Here is a 15,719-nt window from a genome sequence, read left to right as displayed (position 1 = left end):
AAGCCATGTCTACTGGGCTTGAAGTTTTAATTAGCGTCTGTCTTCTGATCGGCGCAACCTTTGCCCTTATCGGCTCCATCGGCCTGATGCGCCTGCCGGATTTTTACCTGCGCCTGCACGGCCCCGCCAAAGCCACCACCTTGGGCGTGGGTGGGATCATCATCGGCTCGGTGATTTTTTTCTCCACCCAAGGCGATGGCCTGAGCCTGCACGAACTGCTCATCGCCCTGTTTTTATTTATAACCGCCCCCGTCAGCGGCCACATAGTTGCCAAAGCGGCGCTGCATTTGAAGTTGGATGCGGTGGAGCGGACGCGGGGGAAACCCTGGAAGTAGTTATTGGGTAGGTTGGGCAGCTATGCCCAACAATCCGCGTTGCAAGAGTTGCTCGTAAGGCATACAATTATTTGCGACAAATTGTCGCGTATTGCGATTAGTTATCTCAGTTTATTATCCAACAGGTGAAGCATGGCCATCAGTGTACGTTTGGATGAAACCTTCGTGGAGGAGGTGCAAATCCATGCCGAAGCGGCAAAACGCTCGGTGCCCAAACAAATCGAGCATTGGGCGGAAATTGGCAAAATCGTGGAAGACAACCCCGAGCTGACCTACGCCTTCATCAAGGAAGTTCTGCTGGCAACGGCAGAAATCAATGCAGGAAAAGCGACCAAATATGTCAGACGCAGCAAATCCTCAACTTGAGATTTACGAATCCCCCACATTTAAAAAAGCCTTCAAACGTTTGAGCGAAACTCATAAAGACTTGGTCGATGACGAGATAGGCAAAATCGAACAAAACCCGGAACTGGGCGAGCGTAAAAAAGGCGACCTTGCCCATCTGTGGGTACACAAATTCAAACTGGATGGCAGAGAAACCCTGCTCGGCTATTCCTGGCAAGCACAGCGTCTTACGCTATACCTGCTCAATCTTGGGCCGCACGAAAATTTCTATCAAGATTCCAAAAACCGCCGCGCTGCGGATTTGAAGTTGATGGAGTAGTAGATTGCCTTGCACTTGGTCAAAAGTACTTTCAACAGGATTCTTCAGTCATGAACACCCACGAAAAACTCAACTACGTTGAATTCGCTGCGCGCGATTTAGTGGCAACCAAAACTTTTTTCTCCGCTGTATTCGGTTGGGAGTTTGTCGATTACGGCCCTGAATATACGGCGTTTTCCAATCAGGGATTGGATGGCGGCTTTTTTAAAGCCGAGCTGTGTAGCAGCACTGCAAATGGTGCCGCGTTGTTAGTCTTCTACAGTGCAGATATTCAATCCACGCTGCAAAAAGTGATTGCTAACGGTGGAGTAATTGTAACGCCGCTATTCGATTTCCCCGGCGGTTGCCGGTTTCATTTTACTGAACCAAGCGGCAACGAATTTGCAGTCTGGTCAGAGCAAAAAACTACCAACTAAGCGATGCACCGTTTCACGTGGAAAATAAAATGAACACTCCTTTATATGGCTTTTCCGATACCTCCTTTAAAACTGCTGGCGGCGAAGCCGGTATTCGCCAATTGGTGGATGACTTTTATCGTTTTATGGATGAGTTGCCCGAGGCGGCGACTATTCGTGCGATGCACAAAACAGATTTAACCGAATCGCGCGATAAGCTCACGCGCTTTTTATGCGGCTGGATGGGAGGGCCATCGCTCTATGCGGAAAAATACGGCAGCATCAATATCCCGCGCGATCATTCCCATCTGCCAATAGGTACGGCTGAGCGCGATGCCTGGTTGTTATGTATGGAGCGCGCGATTGCGCTACAAAATTATCCGCAGGATTTTGCCAGCTATTTACTCGCCCAATTGCGCATTCCCGCCGAGCGTATTTTTACCGTGAGTAAAAAACCTTAAAAAAATGTTGGAAGTCATCGAAGAAAAAATGAATTAATAGCAACTCGATCAAGAGAAGGAACTAGAACATGCAAAAAAATAATTATTTAATCATCGCCGCAATGTGTAGCGCAGTGGCAGCCTTACTCCATTTGGGTTGTATAATTTTCGGCGGTGACTGGTATCGTTTTTTCGGCGCAGGTGAACAGATGGCACAAATGGCAGAAGCGGGGCATATTTATCCGACCATCGTTACCTCAGTTATCGTTGTGGTGCTTGCCCTTTGGTCACTCTATGCGTTGTCGGGTGCAGGTGTCATTATGAGGCTTCCATTATTGCGCGTGGGTTTGTGCGTTATTGCAGCCATCTATTTGTTACGCGGCATCGTATTTATACCCCTGGTGTCCATGTTCCCGGAAAACAGCACTACCTTTTGGCTGGTCAGTTCAGCAATTTGTTTGGTGTTTGGCTTGATGTACGCATTGGGGATTAAGCAATCCTGGGTGTATTTGGGCAACTTAAAACTGATGAAATAATTTGATCCACAATGAATGAGGAGATCTTCAAATGAAAAACCCGATCCGCACATTACTGTTAGTGACTTCTTTGCTTTCACCATTATCTGCATTCGCAGAGCCTGCAAAATTTGTATTGACCAGCACCGATATTGCCGCTGGCAAGCACATGAAAAAAGCGCAGGAATTTAACGGTTTTGGTTGCACCGGCGATGACCTTTCGCCACAACTGTCATGGTCGGGTGCACCTGCAGGTACAGTCGCTTATGCAATTACCGCTTACGATCCGGATGCGCCCACTGGCAGCGGCTGGTGGCATTGGCAACTGGTAAATATTCCAGCGGATGTGACTAGCCTTGCAACCGGTGCAGGTAAATCAGATCAATCTGCAGCACCAAAAGGCAGCCAACATATTGAAAATGATTATGGCGTAACGGGCTTCGGCGGTGCATGTCCTCCGCAAGGCCACGGTGACCACCGCTATCAATTTACTGTGTATGCACTTTCTAAAAAATTGGAATTACCTGCAAATACATCAGGCGCACTCACCGGTTATATGATCAATGCCAACTCGCTGGGTTCTGCATCGATTGAGGCGTTGTACAAACGCGATTAAGCGCAGACATTTGCAGAAATAAAGTAAAGCGAGCAGCACTATTTGTTGAATACAAATAGTGCTGCTCTTTTTTATTAACCTGGAAGATTATTTAACTTGTATAAAAAAGATATCTTTATCAGTCTGGTCTGCTTTCTTTGATTATTACCGCACTTATTTTTCAAATTACGTTAAAGACTCATCGTCATATTTCTTAATAAAAGGCTTGGCTATGTCTTATCAACTGTTGCAACAACACTTTTTAAAAATTTCCCATTTGCAGCATGCACAGGCGATCTGTTCATGGGATCAGGCGGCGATGATGCCGGAAGGTGGAAATGCTGCGCGCAGTGCGGCCATGGCAGAGTTATCAGTATTGATTCATCAGCAAACTACCGCATCACATTTGGGTGAATGGTTAAGTGCTGCTGCACAAGAGCCTTTATCTGCTAATGAGCAGGCGAGTCTTGCGGCGATGAAACGCCGTTGGAAACAGGCAACGCAATTGCCGCAGGATTTAGTACAGGCACAATCGTTGGCAAATTCTGCCTGTGAACATGCATGGCGCGAGCAGCGCAATAATAATGATTGGAATGGTTTTAAACCCAATTTGAAAAAAGTGGTTGAGCTGGTGCGTGAAGAAGCGCGCATTCGCGTTGCTGATGCAGGGTTGCGCCCTTATGATGCGATGTTGGAATTGTATGAACCGGGTGTAACCAGTGCGCAGTTGGATGCATTGTTTGCCGATGTAAAAACCTGGTTGCCGGAATTTATCCAGCGTGCGGATGATATTCAATCACAGAAAAAAGTAATTGTACCTGAAGGTCCGTTTGCAATTGAGCAACAAAAAGAGCTTGGCCTTGCGGCAATGAAATTGCTCGGTTTTGATTTTACCCACGGGCGTTTGGATGTGAGTACCCATCCATTTTGTGGCGGTGTTCCAACGGATGTGCGCATTACCACGCGTTACGATGAAAGCGATTTTATGAAAGCGCTGCTCGGTGTTATCCACGAAACTGGCCACGCGCGCTATGAACAAAATTTGCCGAAAGCTTGGGCAGGTTTACCGGTGGGCGAGGCGCGCTCAATGGGTGTGCATGAATCGCAAAGTTTATTTTTTGAAATGCAATTGGCGCGCTCACCGGAATTTACGCAGCTGTTAGCGCCGCTTGCGCGCCGCATCTTTCAACGGGAACAAGATCCTGCGTTTACCAATGAAAATTTATATTGTTTTAATACGCGCATGAAGCGCGGTTACATCCGTGTGGATGCCGACGAACTGACCTATCCCGCCCATGTTATTTTGCGCTACGAAATCGAACGCGCGTTAGTGGAAGGCGATATCGAAGTAGACGATATTCCCGCGCTCTGGAATGAAAAAATGCAGGCCTATTTAGGGCTATCGACCGAAAATGGCTCTGATCAAAACAACTACCGCAATGGCTGTATGCAGGATATTCACTGGCCATGTGGAGCTTTTGGTTATTTTCCTTCATACACGCTGGGTGCTATGTATGCCGCACAAGAATTTGCGGCGGCGCAGCGCAGTATTCCACAGCTCTCTGAAAAAATTGCGCAAGGCGATTTAGCGCCGTTATTTAATTGGTTGCAAACCCACATCTGGAACCAAGGTAGTTTGTTGTCTACCAATGATTTAATTGCGATGGCTACCGGTGAGTCATTAAATGCGCGCTATTTCAAAGCGCATTTGCAGCGCCGTTATTTAAACGAAGCCTGATGCAGGGTGATATCAAAAGAGTGAAGGTTGTAAATAATATGTACGTTGGATTTGATTACGGCACATCAAACTGTGCCATGTCTTGTATCAATCAAGGTAAAGCGGAACTAATACCCCTGTATGGCGCTGAAGCGTTTGTACCTTCCACGCTCTACGCATTGGAGCGCGCATTTATTGCCGAACTGATTGCACAGCAATTGCAAGATCCGGTTGAGCGACAAGCCTACACACAAGTGCGCTCTGGCACATTGGCGCAGTCGCGTGCGGGGAAATTGGAGCACGATATTGCGCAAGTGAGCGATGGTGTGTTTTACGGAACAGAAGCAATTGCGCATTATATTGCTGACCCTGCGGAAGGTTATTTTATTAAATCGCCCAAATCCTTTTTAGGTGCGAGCGGCTTGCGCCCGCAAATGGTCGGTTTTTTTGAAGACCTGGTGGCCGCGATGATGCTTAACGTAAAACAGCGCGCCGAACATTTTTTACAGCGGGAAGTAACCCAAGTGGTTATTGGAAGGCCGGTCAACTTTCAGGGCATTAACGCGCAGGAATCCAACCAACAAGCACAGGCTATTCTCACCGCCGCCGCAAAGCGAATTGGTTTTCGCCAGATTGAATTTTTATTTGAACCACTCGCGGCGGGCTTTGATTTTGAAACCCGCTTGCAGGAAAACAAAAAAGTATTGGTCGTAGACGTAGGTGGTGGCACGACGGATTGTTCAATCGTACTCATGGGCCCGTCGCATCGCGATCAATTACAACGCGAGCAGGATTTTCTTGCACACACCGGTGAACGTATTGGCGGAAATGACTTTGATATTTTACTTGCGCAAAAAGCATTAATGCCCGCGTTTGGGATGTTATCACCACTGAAAACTAATCTGCCTATGCCGCTCATGCCATTTGTAAATGCCATGGCGATCAACGATATAGGCGCACAAACTGATTTCTACGATGCAACAACTGGATTCTTGCTGGAAAAATTACAACGCGAAACCACAGAGCCGGAATTATTAAAACGCTTTATTCACATGCGCGATAACAAACAAAATTTTGAAGTGGTACGCGAGGCGGAGTTGGGAAAAATCGCGTTATCCTCAGCAGAAACCTATCGCTTCCCTCTGGATTTTATTGAGCGCGATTTAGCCCCGGAAACCAGCGCCGACTATTATGCGCAAACCGTAACCGTGCTGTTGCAAAAAATCGCCAACCTTATCAGCGAAGCAACACAACAAGCGGGCACTAAACCCGATGTTGTATACATCACCGGCGGCAGCGCCAAATCACCGTTGATTCGCAAGCTCGTACATGAATTACTCGGTAACGACATTGCCATCATCGATGGCGACCACTTCGGCAGCGTCGCCGCGGGTTTGGGGGTATGGGCGGGGCGGGTGTTTGGGTAGTTGTTGTTAAACAGCCACAATCCAATTCTCGCTTCGCAATCCATCAATACGCTCAAACTCGCGCAAATTATTGGTCACTAATATCAAGCCCTGACTACGTGCATGGCCGGCGATGTGCATATCGTTTACGCCGATGGGTGTGCCTTTTTTGTTCGAGGCGTGCGCGGATTTCGCCATAGTGAGCGGCGGTTGATAGCGGATATAGCTTTGAGAGTGAACCAATTCTAATAAGAAACAAATATGTTGCTTTTAAAAAATATAGAAACTAAAGTATTGCTATATGCAATTTAAGCAACGTAAATGTGTCCTATAAATGAGCAAAATCCTTGAACAAATAAAGCAGCGGAGGCAGCAGCTTGGGCTAACCCAGGCGGAAATGATGTTGCGCATTGGAATGTCGCGCCAGCAATACCAGCGGCTGGAATCCAAAGGGAACCCTCGTTTGGATAATCTGGAGCTGCTCGCCAAAGGCTTGAAAATGGAAGTGATGTTAATCCCCCAAGAGCAGCTATCGGCAGTAAAAGCTCTGCTTGAGGGGGGGCCTTCTGCAACTGAAAGAACTGTTTCAGAGGAAGCGAATATGACGGTGGATAACCCCTGGGATGACTTATTGGCGGATGACGAATGAGCAGTAACGATGAAGTACGTGTGCTGCAATTGAGCTTGCATGATGTGCCAGTCGGCTACCTCGCGGGCTTTCGCAGTGGGCGGAACCTGTTCAGGTTCGATGCCAATTTCAAAGCGAACCTTGATCGCCCGACGTTAAGCCTGATCACCCATCCCGCATTTCCTAACGTCGATAAGGTGCTGGATAAATCCTGGCTCACAAACCAGCGCTTACACCCGATTTTCTCTAATCTGTTGCCTGAGGGCGTTTTGCGCGAATTGTTGGCACAGGGGCTGAAAACCCATATTGATCATGAGTTTGAGTTGCTTGCCCATCTGGGGCACGACCTTCCCGGCGCTTTGGTCGCTTCTCCGGTGGAGCCAGACAATATCCCTGCCGGTATTTTCAGTGACTATAAAAATGCCAAACCCGTTAGTGCGATCAACACTAGCGGTGCGCAGCATTTTTCACTTGCCGGTGTGCAAATGAAATTTTCCATGAAAGAAAAAGAGGGGCGCTACCAGTTGGCGACTCGTGGTGATCTGGGCGATTGGATTATCAAAACCCCTTCAACCAAGCATCCTTTTGTTCCGTTAAATGAATACAGCGCGATGCGTTTGGCTGAACTTGTGGGCATTAGCATTCCAGAAATTAAATTGGTGCCTTTGAGCCAGTTGGATAAATTGCCGCACATTAATTTACCCAATGAAGACTATGCATTTGCCATTCGCCGGTTTGATCGTCATGCGGACGGGTGTGTGCATATGGAAGACTTCGCGCAGGTATTGGTGAAATACCCTCATGAAAAATACAGTGCAGCCAATTACGAGCAGATTGGAAAAATTATTTATCGCTACAGTGGTGATGCGCTTGCTAACGCGCAGCAATTTGCACGGCGCTTATTGGTCAACATCCTGCTTGCCAATGGCGATGCGCATTTAAAAAACTGGAGCCTTTTTTATCCCGACAAAATAACACCAGAACTTTCTCCCGCCTATGATCTGGTGACGACAAATGTTTATATTGAAAACGAAACCCAATTTGCCCTGAATCTCGGCGGTACCAAAGAATGGTACAAAGTGACCTACACGCATTTTCAACACTGGGCAGAAAAAGCCGATATTCCCTGGCGCGCGATCAAGCCCCATTTGGATGATGTGATGGCCAGTGCGCGTGAACTCTGGCCGGATGCGTTAAAAGGGTTGCCAATGATCCCCACACATAAAACAAAATTATTGGCGCATTGGAAAAATTTGCAAAAAGATTTTCGTATTATTATTTGAGTGTTTATTTAACTCCATACCCACTCAACCCCCCAATCGCCTCCAGCGCCAATTGCGCGGTATCGCGGCCTTTTAAATTCATCGCGACGGGAATTTTTTTACCGCTGTGAGTGAGGGCGATAATTTTGCACATCTCCAGGTAACCCTTTGCGCTTTGGCCGCGTGAGCTGACATCGATGTAGAGTTTTTGGATGTCGGCGCGCGGGATTTGGTCGCGGCCAATGGGCATTCCCAGCCAGTAGCGTTCGCTGATCAGACCGTTGTGATCGAGTTGTACATGCAAGCTGGTGAATAGCCATTTGAGGCAGATAAAGGTGATGAGCCCGCCGATTAACGTAAATGCCCAGACGATGACGGCGGGGGCGTCGGATTCAAAATGCATCAACACACCTGCGCCAGCAAAAAATAATCCGCACACCAAACCTACAAGGTTATTACCGGCTCCGTGCAGCATGGGGTAGTGCATGCGCACGCCCCCGGGAATTTGTTGGATATTAGCGACGGCCTCGATGCTGGCTTCGCGTTCGTCGTTCAATTGTGGATGGGATCTACTCAGCGGTAATGCAGCACGGGATTTTTCACCAGTGGCAAAAACAGGAATTTCAAATTGGCGATGCAAATCCACGCCGGGTAAATCGGCGTTTAATTCCAACCTCCAGAAGCGATAGTCATCGGAATAGGTTTCTGAAACCGGTAGATTGGCGGGCACATCAAAACAAATATCCAGCGAGGTGCCGCCACCCGGCGCGGGCTTACTTTGGGCGAGACCGTTGCTCTGCCAGACAATCGATTCATGGCTAGTGCGGTTTTTGCCACTTCCGGTCACGTAGCGGCGCACACACTGCAGATTGACGGGGAAACGCTGTTGCGGATTGTAGGTGATGGGAATATTGAGCGTACCGCCGACTTGTCCGCCAATACTGCCGGGGTAGGGATCAAGTTGCAGGCGCAATTGCCCGAAGCGTCGCCAACTGAGGGTGGAATTGATCGCCCAGTAGAGAAGGTAAATCCCTGCCAGCGGAAATATTAACGCGATCAAAATCAGCTTGTTGCCTCCGGCCCATTCATCGGGAACGGCCAGCGTGGCAGGCAGTGAAATCAGGTTCCAGATCAGTGCAAAAAACCAGATTACCCAGAGGCTGCTTTTGGAATTGCAGGTGACTTCAGGGCTTGCCCATTCTTGCTGCGCAAGCCAGGGTTTGCTGCTGCTGTCGGGGTGGTCGGTTGCGCCGACTTTGGCTTTGAGGGTGAAGATCATCAAGCCTATACCCACGCCGCCAAACACCAGCACAAAGATCATCTTGAAACCGAGCAGGCTCCAGCGCAGGTCGCGGTTGAGCACGGCATCGCCCGGGTCGTTGGGATTAACCCACGCCGGCACCGGTTGCCCCATGCGGTGCGCCAATTCCAATTGCCGTGCGAGGTCTGACTGGAAATCGCCGATGTTGTCGCTGCCGCCCATAATCGCTACCCGCTCGCTGGTGTAATCCTGCATTTGGTAGCGATAGGTGTAGCGCGCGTAGGCTCTGTAGGTGTCGCTGTCATCGCCCCGGCTGGTGTGTAAACCTGCGTCCAGCAAGCGCGCCTCGACTTGCGGCCAGCTTTTCATCTGCTGCCATTCATACAGGTTGGGAATCACCCCAAACAGCAGAAAGCCGATGCCAACGCCCGCAAACGGCAGTGCGAACAACAGCATAAACAAACGGCCTTTGAGTGATTCTTTCATGTTCTTGTTGATCCTTTTTATTAACGTAAGAGCAGTTAACGTGTGAGCGCAGCTCTTGCGTCATGAGCTATCACAATTTGCGATTCGAAATTACAAGCGCACTATTTAAGTGGCGATAAAGAAATTTTTAGCAAATCAAAATTAATAAAAAAGCCCCGGTGCAGTTCAACAGTTTAGTTGCGCACCGGGGCTTTTTTATTTTTTGTGCAATGGTCGAAGGCGCTGTGCTTTTCCAGCCTATGAACAACAACGGATTATTTTTTTATTCGCCCGCCGCTGGCTGCGCAAGAACACGCACGCCATCTTTCCGTGCTGGTGGCATTTTGGCAATTTCGCCTTCAATCCAATTTTTAACATCTACGGTTAATTGCTTGCGGTCTTTGCCTTCGGTTTCAAATGGCTCGCTAATCACTACACGAATAGTGCCGGGGTATTTAATAAAATGTTTGTGCGGCCAACATTCCCCGGCGTTGTGCGCGACGGCAATGATCGGCACACCAGCGCTGATGGCAATATCGGCGCCGCTGCGCGCGTAGTTACCGATTTGGCCCACGGGGGTGCGGGTGCCTTCGGGGAAGACCAATAAATTATTGCCTTGCTGCAAACGGCGCAGGCCGATACGTTTAATGTCTTTTAATGCCTGCATTGGGTTGCTGCGGTCGATAGCGATAGGGCGCAAACTTGCCAAACCCCAACCAAAAAAAGGAATACGAAATAATTCTTTTTTAAGGATGGTGCTCACCGGGCCAAAATAGTATTGCAGGAACATTGTCTCCCAGGTGCTTTGGTGTTTGGCCATCACAACGCAGGGAAATTTATCCGCATGTTTGTTGCCGGTAATTTCAAAACGCACGCCGCAGCACACGCGAATCCAAAACATCACAAAACGGTTCCACAAAGTCACTATGCGCCAGCGCCAGGCGTAGGGAAAAATTGGCCAAATAATCACGCCAATAAAACCAATCAGTACGCTGCTAACGTTGTAACCAATAGTAAAAAGTAAACTGCGAAGTTTAAGCACGTTAATTCCTGTTAGGGGTTTTGGGTTAGGGTGTCAGCAAGAATAAAATCGGTTGCTGCACTCAGGTTATCAAATACCATTACGTGTTCTTGGGTGATTAGCGGGCTGTCAGTTTGCAAACTCACATCGGCTAATTGCGCCAGGGTTGTTTCGCCCTTGCCGGTTTTTACCAGCACAGGTTTGCAGCCTTTTTGTACGCCGGCTTGTAAATCGCGCAGGCTGTCGCCAATAAAATAACTGGATTCCACCGAGGTATTAAATTCGGCTTCAATGGCATCCAACATGCCCGGTTTGGGTTTGCGGCATTTGCAGCTGTCATCCGGGTGATGGGGGCAATAAAAAATCCCGCCCAATTCGCCGCCTTGTTCTTCCACCAGTGCGGTTAATTTTTCGTGCATGGCTTCCAGGTCTTCCAGCTCAAATTTACCCTTGGCCAAACCCGCCTGGTTGGTGGCAACCACCACTGTAAAACCCGCTTTGCTTAAGCGCGCAATAGCCTCAATGCTGCCATCAATCGGTTGATACTCGTCCGCCGATTTTACGTAGTCGTCGCGGTCGTGATTAATTACACCGTCGCGGTCGAGAATGATTAGTTTCATGGTGTTTCCAATTTAAATCCCCTCGGCTGCGCCGACCCCCTTTTGCAAAGGGGGTTTACTCCCTCCCTTTGCAAAAGGGAGGGTTGGGAGGGATTTGTTTTTGAATTAATTTTTCGCCGGAACCAAATAAGAAATATCCGCCACTTCCAAAAACAAACCGCGCAGTTTGGATAACAACGCCAAGCGATTTTGTTGCAGCGCGGCGTCATCACACATCACCATTACGCTGTCAAAAAACGCATCCACAGTGGGTTGTAAATCGGCGAGTGCGGCGAGGGCTTTGGTGTATTCACGCGCGGCAAACAAAGGTGCAACTACCGTTTCTTTGGCGGTGATCGCAGCAGCCAGATTTTTCTCGGCCTCTTCTTGCAACAATGCTGAATTCACGTCGGTGTTCACCGCTGCATTTTGTTTGGCAAGAATATTGGATACACGCTTGTTAGCTGCAGCGAGTGCCTGTGCTTGCGGTAATTTGCTGAATTCATTTACGGCTAGTACGCGCTGATTAATATCCAGCGGTTGCGATAATTGTTTTGCAGTGACCGATTGGAAAACCTCGGCAGGAATTTGCGCATCTTCAAACATGGCGCGGAAACGGTCGAGCATATAGCCAAGCACCTGCTCTACCAATTCATCGCCAACGGTTAAATTTTTATGCTGCGCTTTGGCGAAGGTTAATAATTCGCGCAAATCGAGGCTGAGATTTTTTTCCACCAGCAAACGCAGCACGGCGATGCTTGCACGGCGCAAGGCAAAAGGATCTTTTGAACCGGTTGGCTGTTGGCCGATACCAAAAATACCGCTGATGGTATCCAAGCGATCCGCCAGCGCGATAATGGTGCCAGTGATCGTTTGCGGCAATTGGTCGCCCGCAAAACGCGGCATATATTGCTCGTTCATCGCCGCGGCGACTTCGGCATTTTCGCCGTCGTTCAGTGCGTAGTAATAACCGGCGATGCCTTGCATATCGTCAAACTCGCCTACCATATTGGTGACCAAGTCAGACTTGCACAATTGCGCGGCGCGCTCGGCGGATGCAGCGTCAGCATTTAATTTGCCAGCGATTAGTTTTGCGAGGCCAGCAACACGTTCGGTTTTATCAAAGATGGTGCCGAGCTGCGCTTGGAACACAATCGTTTTTAAACGCTCGCGCAATGAAGCCAGCGTGGTTTTTTTATCGGTTTCAAAAAAGAAAGCGGCGTCAGACAAACGCGGGCGAATCACACGCTCGTTGCCATTGATAATTTGCGCGGCGTCTTTGCTTTCAATATTCGCTACGGTGATGAAGTTGTTTTTCAACTTACCGTTGGCATCCACCACGTGGAAATATTTTTGGTGCTCTTTCATGGAGGCAACCAAGGCTTCCGCAGGCACCGAGAGGAAACGCTCTTCAAATTTACCCGTAAGTGCGACTGGCCATTCAACCAAAGCGGTTACTTCGTCCAGAAGATCAGCATCAATCACGGCAACGCCGCCAACTTTTTTCGCTTCAGCTTCGACTTGTGCGTTGATAGTCGCGCTGCGTTCAGCAAAATCCGCCACTACATAACCGGTATTTTTTAAGACACTGGCGTAATCGCTGGCTTTGGCTAGTTCGATGTTGTTGTTGTAATGGAAGCGATGGCCGCGTGTGGTGCGACCAGCGGTTAAACCGAGTACAGACGCATTCACTACATCGCTGCCAAACAGCATGACTAACCAGTGCACCGGGCGTACAAATTCTTCGCGGGTTGAACCCCACTTCATACGTTTGGCGATAGGTAATTTTGCCAGCGCATCGCTTACGATTTTTTCCAACAGCGCGGTGGTTTTTTGACCTTGCTGTGAAATACGTGCAACCAGTTTTTCGGCTTTGCCATCGCTCTCTGCTTTTAATTCACTCGGTGCAATGCCATTTTTTTCAGCAAAGGCGAGAGCAGCTTTGGTGGGTTCGCCATCTTTAAAGGCAATCGCTGCTGGTGGCCCCCAGACAACCAATTCTTTGGATGGTGTTTCGCTCGCGAGGTTTTCTACCAACACAGCCAAACGGCGCGGTGCGGCATAGGCTTTTACGGAAGCAAAGGATAATTCCAGCGCGGTTAAATCTGTTTGAATGCTTTCCACAAACGCATTCATTAAATTTTTTAAATTTTTGGGTGGTAACTCTTCCGTTCCCAACTCAACCAGAAAATCAGCAGACATTATTTATTCTCCTCAGCAGAGCTAGCGGCAAGCATTTCAGCTCTTAAAGCTTCAGGCGCTAATGGGAAGCCGAGGGCTTTGCGGCTATCGTAATAGGCTTGGGCAACGGCGCGCGATAGTGTGCGCACGCGCAAAATAAAACGCTGACGCTCGGTCACAGAAATCGCGTGGCGCGCATCCAGCAAGTTAAAGGCGTGTGAGGCCTTCATCACCATTTCATAGGCGGGCAGCGGCAGATTTTTTTCCATCAAACGCTGGCTTTCTTTTTCGTAGAAATCGAAATTGCTGAACAAGAATGCGGTATCGGCTTCTTCAAAGTTGTAGGTGGATTGCTCCACTTCGTTTTGGTGGAACACATCGCCGTAGGTAACCTTGTCGCCGTTGGGGTTGATCGTCCACACCAGATCAAAAATCGAATCCACGCCCTGCAAGTACATAGCGATACGCTCGATACCGTAGGTGATTTCGCCAGTGACTGGGAAGCACTCAAGGCCGCCAACTTGTTGGAAGTAAGTGAACTGGGTGACTTCCATACCGTTCAACCAGACTTCCCAACCCAGGCCCCAGGCGCCGAGGGTGGGCGATTCCCAGTTGTCTTCCACAAAGCGGATGTCATGCACGTTGGTGTCGATTCCCATTTCGCGCAGCGAGCCTAAATACAAATCCTGAATGTTGGCGGGCGAGGGTTTCATCGCCACCTGGAATTGATAGTAGTGCTGCAGGCGGTTGGGGTTTTCACCGTAGCGGCCGTCTTTCGGGCGGCGGCAGGGCTGGACGTAGGCGGTGTTCCAGGTCTCCGGGCCTATCGCGCGCAGGAAGGTGGCGGGGTGAAAGGTGCCGGCGCCGACTTCAAGGTCGAGCGGTTGCAGAATTACGCAGCCTTGGCGCGCCCAATAATCTTGCAGGGCGAGGATCAGCCCCTGGAAAGTGCTTACGTCATAGCGTTTGTCAGACATGGCAGACTCAGTTAAGAAAAGTGATCGAAGAAGTAACAAAATGGCGGCGATTATAGCCGTCAACGCTGCGCAATGGCAGGGTTCGGCCAAGATTGCCTCCAACCCAGTGAAGCTATGGTGATTAAACGAAAAATTTACGTGTTTGAGGTTGCGCGTAAATCAGTCGTAAACCGCGAGTAAACCGGCCGTAAACAAGCAGTAAATCAGGCGTAAAAGCCGGTTTTGATGGGTTTTAATCCGCCCGTGTCGAGCCTATGTTGATCTTACAGAGTGAGCGAAGAGATCGCGTTAGATTTTCCGATGGTGCACGTCATCTCTTCTCCCTGGATCATAATCATTGTCATGGGGTTTGTTATGAAGAATTTGAGTGTATTTTCGCTAGCCGCTAACGATCATCTGGTTCAACCGGAAGAATTTACCGATGTGGATGCACATACATCAGCATTAGCCATTTTTACCGATTTCCGCAGCCATAAGCCCCACATGCTGGACAGCCGTCTGGAAGCATCTGAAGCTCTGGAGGTGATGTTGGCAGAAGATGTGAAAACCAAGCTGGTGGTTGATGATAATAAAGAGTTTATCGGGGTGATCAGCCAGGATGATCTGGCAGACCACAACCTCTTGCTCAGACAAATGGCATTGCATGTCAAACGCGATGAGTTGCTGGTACGCGATTTGATGCATGCGCGCGCCAACATCCGCGCCATTGACTATAGCCAGTTGCAGCAAGCGACGGTTGCCGATGTGGTATCCACCATGAAGAAGAGCCATCAGGAGTACCTGTTGGTGGTAGATAAAGATGCACACCATATTCGCGGGATTGTGTCATCGCGCGAGATTGCGCGCCGTTTGCACACACCGGTGGAAATCGAAAAAGAGCTTACCTTTATCGATATTTTCACTGCTGTAAAAGTACATTAAGTTGAAAGTTCATTAAGTTATCTGTTGTTCTGTTCCGCCCTGTTGTTCGATTGTTCACTTTGTTGTCTCTGTTAGTTTGTAGTTTTAGTGTGTTCCGTTCCAACCCTTGTTGATCTGTTTTACTTCCACACTCCTTCGGCACCTCAGGGTGCCTTTTTTTGACTCCTGCATGTCAACGCTATCCCAGCCAATATCCCAGCCAAAAACGGCTGTCCCAACGCCTGCAAAGGTGTAAGTGTGCGTTGGGATTGGACAAATTTGAGGTGTGGATGTTACCGGGAGTAACTTTTATATCTATTTGATTTTATTGACTTATTGTTTTCAATTGATGATTTGG

18 protein-coding genes are annotated in these 15,719 nt (G+C 48.8%); 12 read left to right on the top strand and 6 right to left on the bottom strand.

Translation table 11 applies throughout. The annotated features are described in order from the left end of the window. Positions 1–5 precede the first annotated feature (5 nt). The 9 genes from B2739_RS06570 to yegD all read left to right on the top strand — a co-directional run bounded on the left by B2739_RS06570 (position 6) and on the right by yegD (position 6,088). A complete protein-coding gene (locus B2739_RS06570) occupies positions 6–335 on the top strand; it encodes a Na+/H+ antiporter subunit G (protein ID WP_331345060.1) in 330 nt (109 codons plus the stop codon). Between the two features lie 132 nt (positions 336–467). Continuing rightward, positions 468–701, top strand: coding sequence for a TA system antitoxin ParD family protein (locus B2739_RS06565; RefSeq protein ID WP_331345059.1), 234 nt, complete (start codon positions 468–470; stop codon positions 699–701). After that, on the top strand, positions 673–999 hold the full coding sequence (locus B2739_RS06560; RefSeq protein WP_331345058.1) for a type II toxin-antitoxin system RelE/ParE family toxin: 327 nt from the start codon (positions 673–675) through the stop codon (positions 997–999). Before B2739_RS06565 ends, B2739_RS06560 begins: the two co-directional genes overlap by 29 nt. 50 nt (positions 1,000–1,049) lie before the next feature. Continuing rightward, positions 1,050–1,415: a VOC family protein gene (locus B2739_RS06555; RefSeq protein WP_331345057.1), complete on the top strand. Its 366-nt coding sequence runs from the start codon at positions 1,050–1,052 to the stop codon at positions 1,413–1,415. Positions 1,416–1,444: 29 nt separating this feature from the next. Continuing rightward, positions 1,445–1,855: a group II truncated hemoglobin gene (locus tag B2739_RS06550; protein WP_331345056.1), complete on the top strand. Its 411-nt coding sequence runs from the start codon at positions 1,445–1,447 to the stop codon at positions 1,853–1,855. A 68-nt stretch (positions 1,856–1,923) separates the two neighbouring features. Next, positions 1,924–2,370 (top strand): hypothetical protein, encoded by a 447-nt coding sequence (locus B2739_RS06545; protein ID WP_331345055.1) that lies wholly within the window; start codon positions 1,924–1,926, stop codon positions 2,368–2,370. 31 nt (positions 2,371–2,401) lie between these two features. Then, entirely contained in the window at positions 2,402–2,965 is a 564-nt protein-coding gene (locus B2739_RS06540) for a YbhB/YbcL family Raf kinase inhibitor-like protein (protein ID WP_331345054.1), read from the top strand. Between the two features lie 211 nt (positions 2,966–3,176). Next, positions 3,177–4,682, top strand: coding sequence for a carboxypeptidase M32 (locus B2739_RS06535; protein WP_331345053.1), 1,506 nt, complete (start codon positions 3,177–3,179; stop codon positions 4,680–4,682). A gap of 20 nt (positions 4,683–4,702) precedes the next feature. Next, entirely contained in the window at positions 4,703–6,088 is a 1,386-nt protein-coding gene (yegD, locus tag B2739_RS06530) for a molecular chaperone (protein ID WP_331345052.1), read from the top strand. Positions 6,089–6,094: 6 nt separating this feature from the next. On the opposite strand, the gene B2739_RS06525 is transcribed toward yegD, so the two are convergent. Then, positions 6,095–6,265 carry a PIN domain-containing protein gene (locus B2739_RS06525; protein ID WP_349681267.1) on the bottom strand — a complete coding sequence of 57 codons (171 nt, stop codon included), beginning with the start codon at positions 6,263–6,265 and terminating at the stop codon, positions 6,095–6,097. 136 nt (positions 6,266–6,401) lie between these two features. Here B2739_RS06525 and B2739_RS06520 point away from each other — a divergent pair, with 136 nt between their 5' ends. Together B2739_RS06520 and B2739_RS06515 are read left to right on the top strand one after the other, a co-directional pair. After that, positions 6,402–6,716: a helix-turn-helix transcriptional regulator gene (locus B2739_RS06520; protein WP_331345051.1), complete on the top strand. Its 315-nt coding sequence runs from the start codon at positions 6,402–6,404 to the stop codon at positions 6,714–6,716. After that, on the top strand, positions 6,713–7,978 hold the full coding sequence (locus tag B2739_RS06515; protein ID WP_331345050.1) for a type II toxin-antitoxin system HipA family toxin: 1,266 nt from the start codon (positions 6,713–6,715) through the stop codon (positions 7,976–7,978). Before B2739_RS06520 ends, B2739_RS06515 begins: the two co-directional genes overlap by 4 nt. Positions 7,979–7,982: 4 nt before the next feature. On the opposite strand, the gene B2739_RS06510 is transcribed toward B2739_RS06515, so the two are convergent. The 5 genes from B2739_RS06510 to glyQ form a co-directional block, all read right to left on the bottom strand. Further along, positions 7,983–9,704 carry a DUF3592 domain-containing protein gene (locus tag B2739_RS06510; RefSeq protein WP_331345049.1) on the bottom strand — a complete coding sequence of 574 codons (1,722 nt, stop codon included), beginning with the start codon at positions 9,702–9,704 and terminating at the stop codon, positions 7,983–7,985. A 262-nt stretch (positions 9,705–9,966) separates the two neighbouring features. After that, a complete protein-coding gene (locus B2739_RS06505; protein ID WP_331345048.1) occupies positions 9,967–10,725 on the bottom strand; it encodes a lysophospholipid acyltransferase family protein in 759 nt (252 codons plus the stop codon). Positions 10,726–10,736: 11 nt separating this feature from the next. Then, positions 10,737–11,324: a D-glycero-beta-D-manno-heptose 1,7-bisphosphate 7-phosphatase gene (gene gmhB / locus B2739_RS06500; RefSeq protein ID WP_331345047.1), complete on the bottom strand. Its 588-nt coding sequence runs from the start codon at positions 11,322–11,324 to the stop codon at positions 10,737–10,739. A gap of 105 nt (positions 11,325–11,429) precedes the next feature. Then, positions 11,430–13,505: a glycine--tRNA ligase subunit beta gene (gene glyS, locus B2739_RS06495; protein WP_331345046.1), complete on the bottom strand. Its 2,076-nt coding sequence runs from the start codon at positions 13,503–13,505 to the stop codon at positions 11,430–11,432. After that, a complete protein-coding gene (gene glyQ / locus B2739_RS06490) occupies positions 13,505–14,461 on the bottom strand; it encodes a glycine--tRNA ligase subunit alpha (RefSeq protein ID WP_331345045.1) in 957 nt (318 codons plus the stop codon). Before glyQ ends, glyS begins: the two co-directional genes overlap by 1 nt. A gap of 354 nt (positions 14,462–14,815) precedes the next feature. Between glyQ and B2739_RS06485 the strand changes: the two genes are divergently transcribed. Beyond that, complete coding sequence (locus tag B2739_RS06485) at positions 14,816–15,382, top strand: CBS domain-containing protein (RefSeq protein WP_331345044.1); 567 nt, start codon at positions 14,816–14,818, stop codon at positions 15,380–15,382. Positions 15,383–15,719 lie beyond the last annotated feature (337 nt).

The sequence above is a fragment of the Cellvibrio sp. UBA7661 genome (assembly GCA_002483365.1).
Classification (GTDB): Bacteria; Pseudomonadota; Gammaproteobacteria; order Pseudomonadales; family Cellvibrionaceae; genus Cellvibrio.
Note: the sequence above shows the minus strand (reverse complement) of the source record. Positions and strands in the feature narration are given on the sequence as shown.

What these genes read in the sequence shown, in the direction of transcription:
- B2739_RS06570 (WP_331345060.1), top strand. Translation starts at nt 6, where the DNA reads ATGTCTACTGGGCTTGAAGTTTTAATTAGCGTCTGTCTTCTGATCGGC.
- B2739_RS06485 (WP_331345044.1), top strand. Translation starts at nt 14,816, where the DNA reads ATGAAGAATTTGAGTGTATTTTCGCTAGCCGCTAACGATCATCTGGTT.
- B2739_RS06525 (WP_349681267.1), bottom strand. Translation starts at nt 6,265, where the DNA reads ATGGCGAAATCCGCGCACGCCTCGAACAAAAAAGGCACACCCATCGGC.
- B2739_RS06540 (WP_331345054.1), top strand. Translation starts at nt 2,402, where the DNA reads ATGAAAAACCCGATCCGCACATTACTGTTAGTGACTTCTTTGCTTTCA.
- B2739_RS06515 (WP_331345050.1), top strand. Translation starts at nt 6,713, where the DNA reads ATGAGCAGTAACGATGAAGTACGTGTGCTGCAATTGAGCTTGCATGAT.
- gmhB (WP_331345047.1), bottom strand. Translation starts at nt 11,324, where the DNA reads ATGAAACTAATCATTCTCGACCGCGACGGTGTAATTAATCACGACCGC.
- B2739_RS06520 (WP_331345051.1), top strand. Translation starts at nt 6,402, where the DNA reads ATGAGCAAAATCCTTGAACAAATAAAGCAGCGGAGGCAGCAGCTTGGG.
- B2739_RS06555 (WP_331345057.1), top strand. Translation starts at nt 1,050, where the DNA reads ATGAACACCCACGAAAAACTCAACTACGTTGAATTCGCTGCGCGCGAT.
- B2739_RS06510 (WP_331345049.1), bottom strand. Translation starts at nt 9,704, where the DNA reads ATGAAAGAATCACTCAAAGGCCGTTTGTTTATGCTGTTGTTCGCACTG.
- glyQ (WP_331345045.1), bottom strand. Translation starts at nt 14,461, where the DNA reads ATGTCTGACAAACGCTATGACGTAAGCACTTTCCAGGGGCTGATCCTC.
- B2739_RS06560 (WP_331345058.1), top strand. Translation starts at nt 673, where the DNA reads ATGTCAGACGCAGCAAATCCTCAACTTGAGATTTACGAATCCCCCACA.
- B2739_RS06565 (WP_331345059.1), top strand. Translation starts at nt 468, where the DNA reads ATGGCCATCAGTGTACGTTTGGATGAAACCTTCGTGGAGGAGGTGCAA.
- B2739_RS06550 (WP_331345056.1), top strand. Translation starts at nt 1,445, where the DNA reads ATGAACACTCCTTTATATGGCTTTTCCGATACCTCCTTTAAAACTGCT.
- B2739_RS06545 (WP_331345055.1), top strand. Translation starts at nt 1,924, where the DNA reads ATGCAAAAAAATAATTATTTAATCATCGCCGCAATGTGTAGCGCAGTG.
- B2739_RS06535 (WP_331345053.1), top strand. Translation starts at nt 3,177, where the DNA reads ATGTCTTATCAACTGTTGCAACAACACTTTTTAAAAATTTCCCATTTG.
- glyS (WP_331345046.1), bottom strand. Translation starts at nt 13,505, where the DNA reads ATGTCTGCTGATTTTCTGGTTGAGTTGGGAACGGAAGAGTTACCACCC.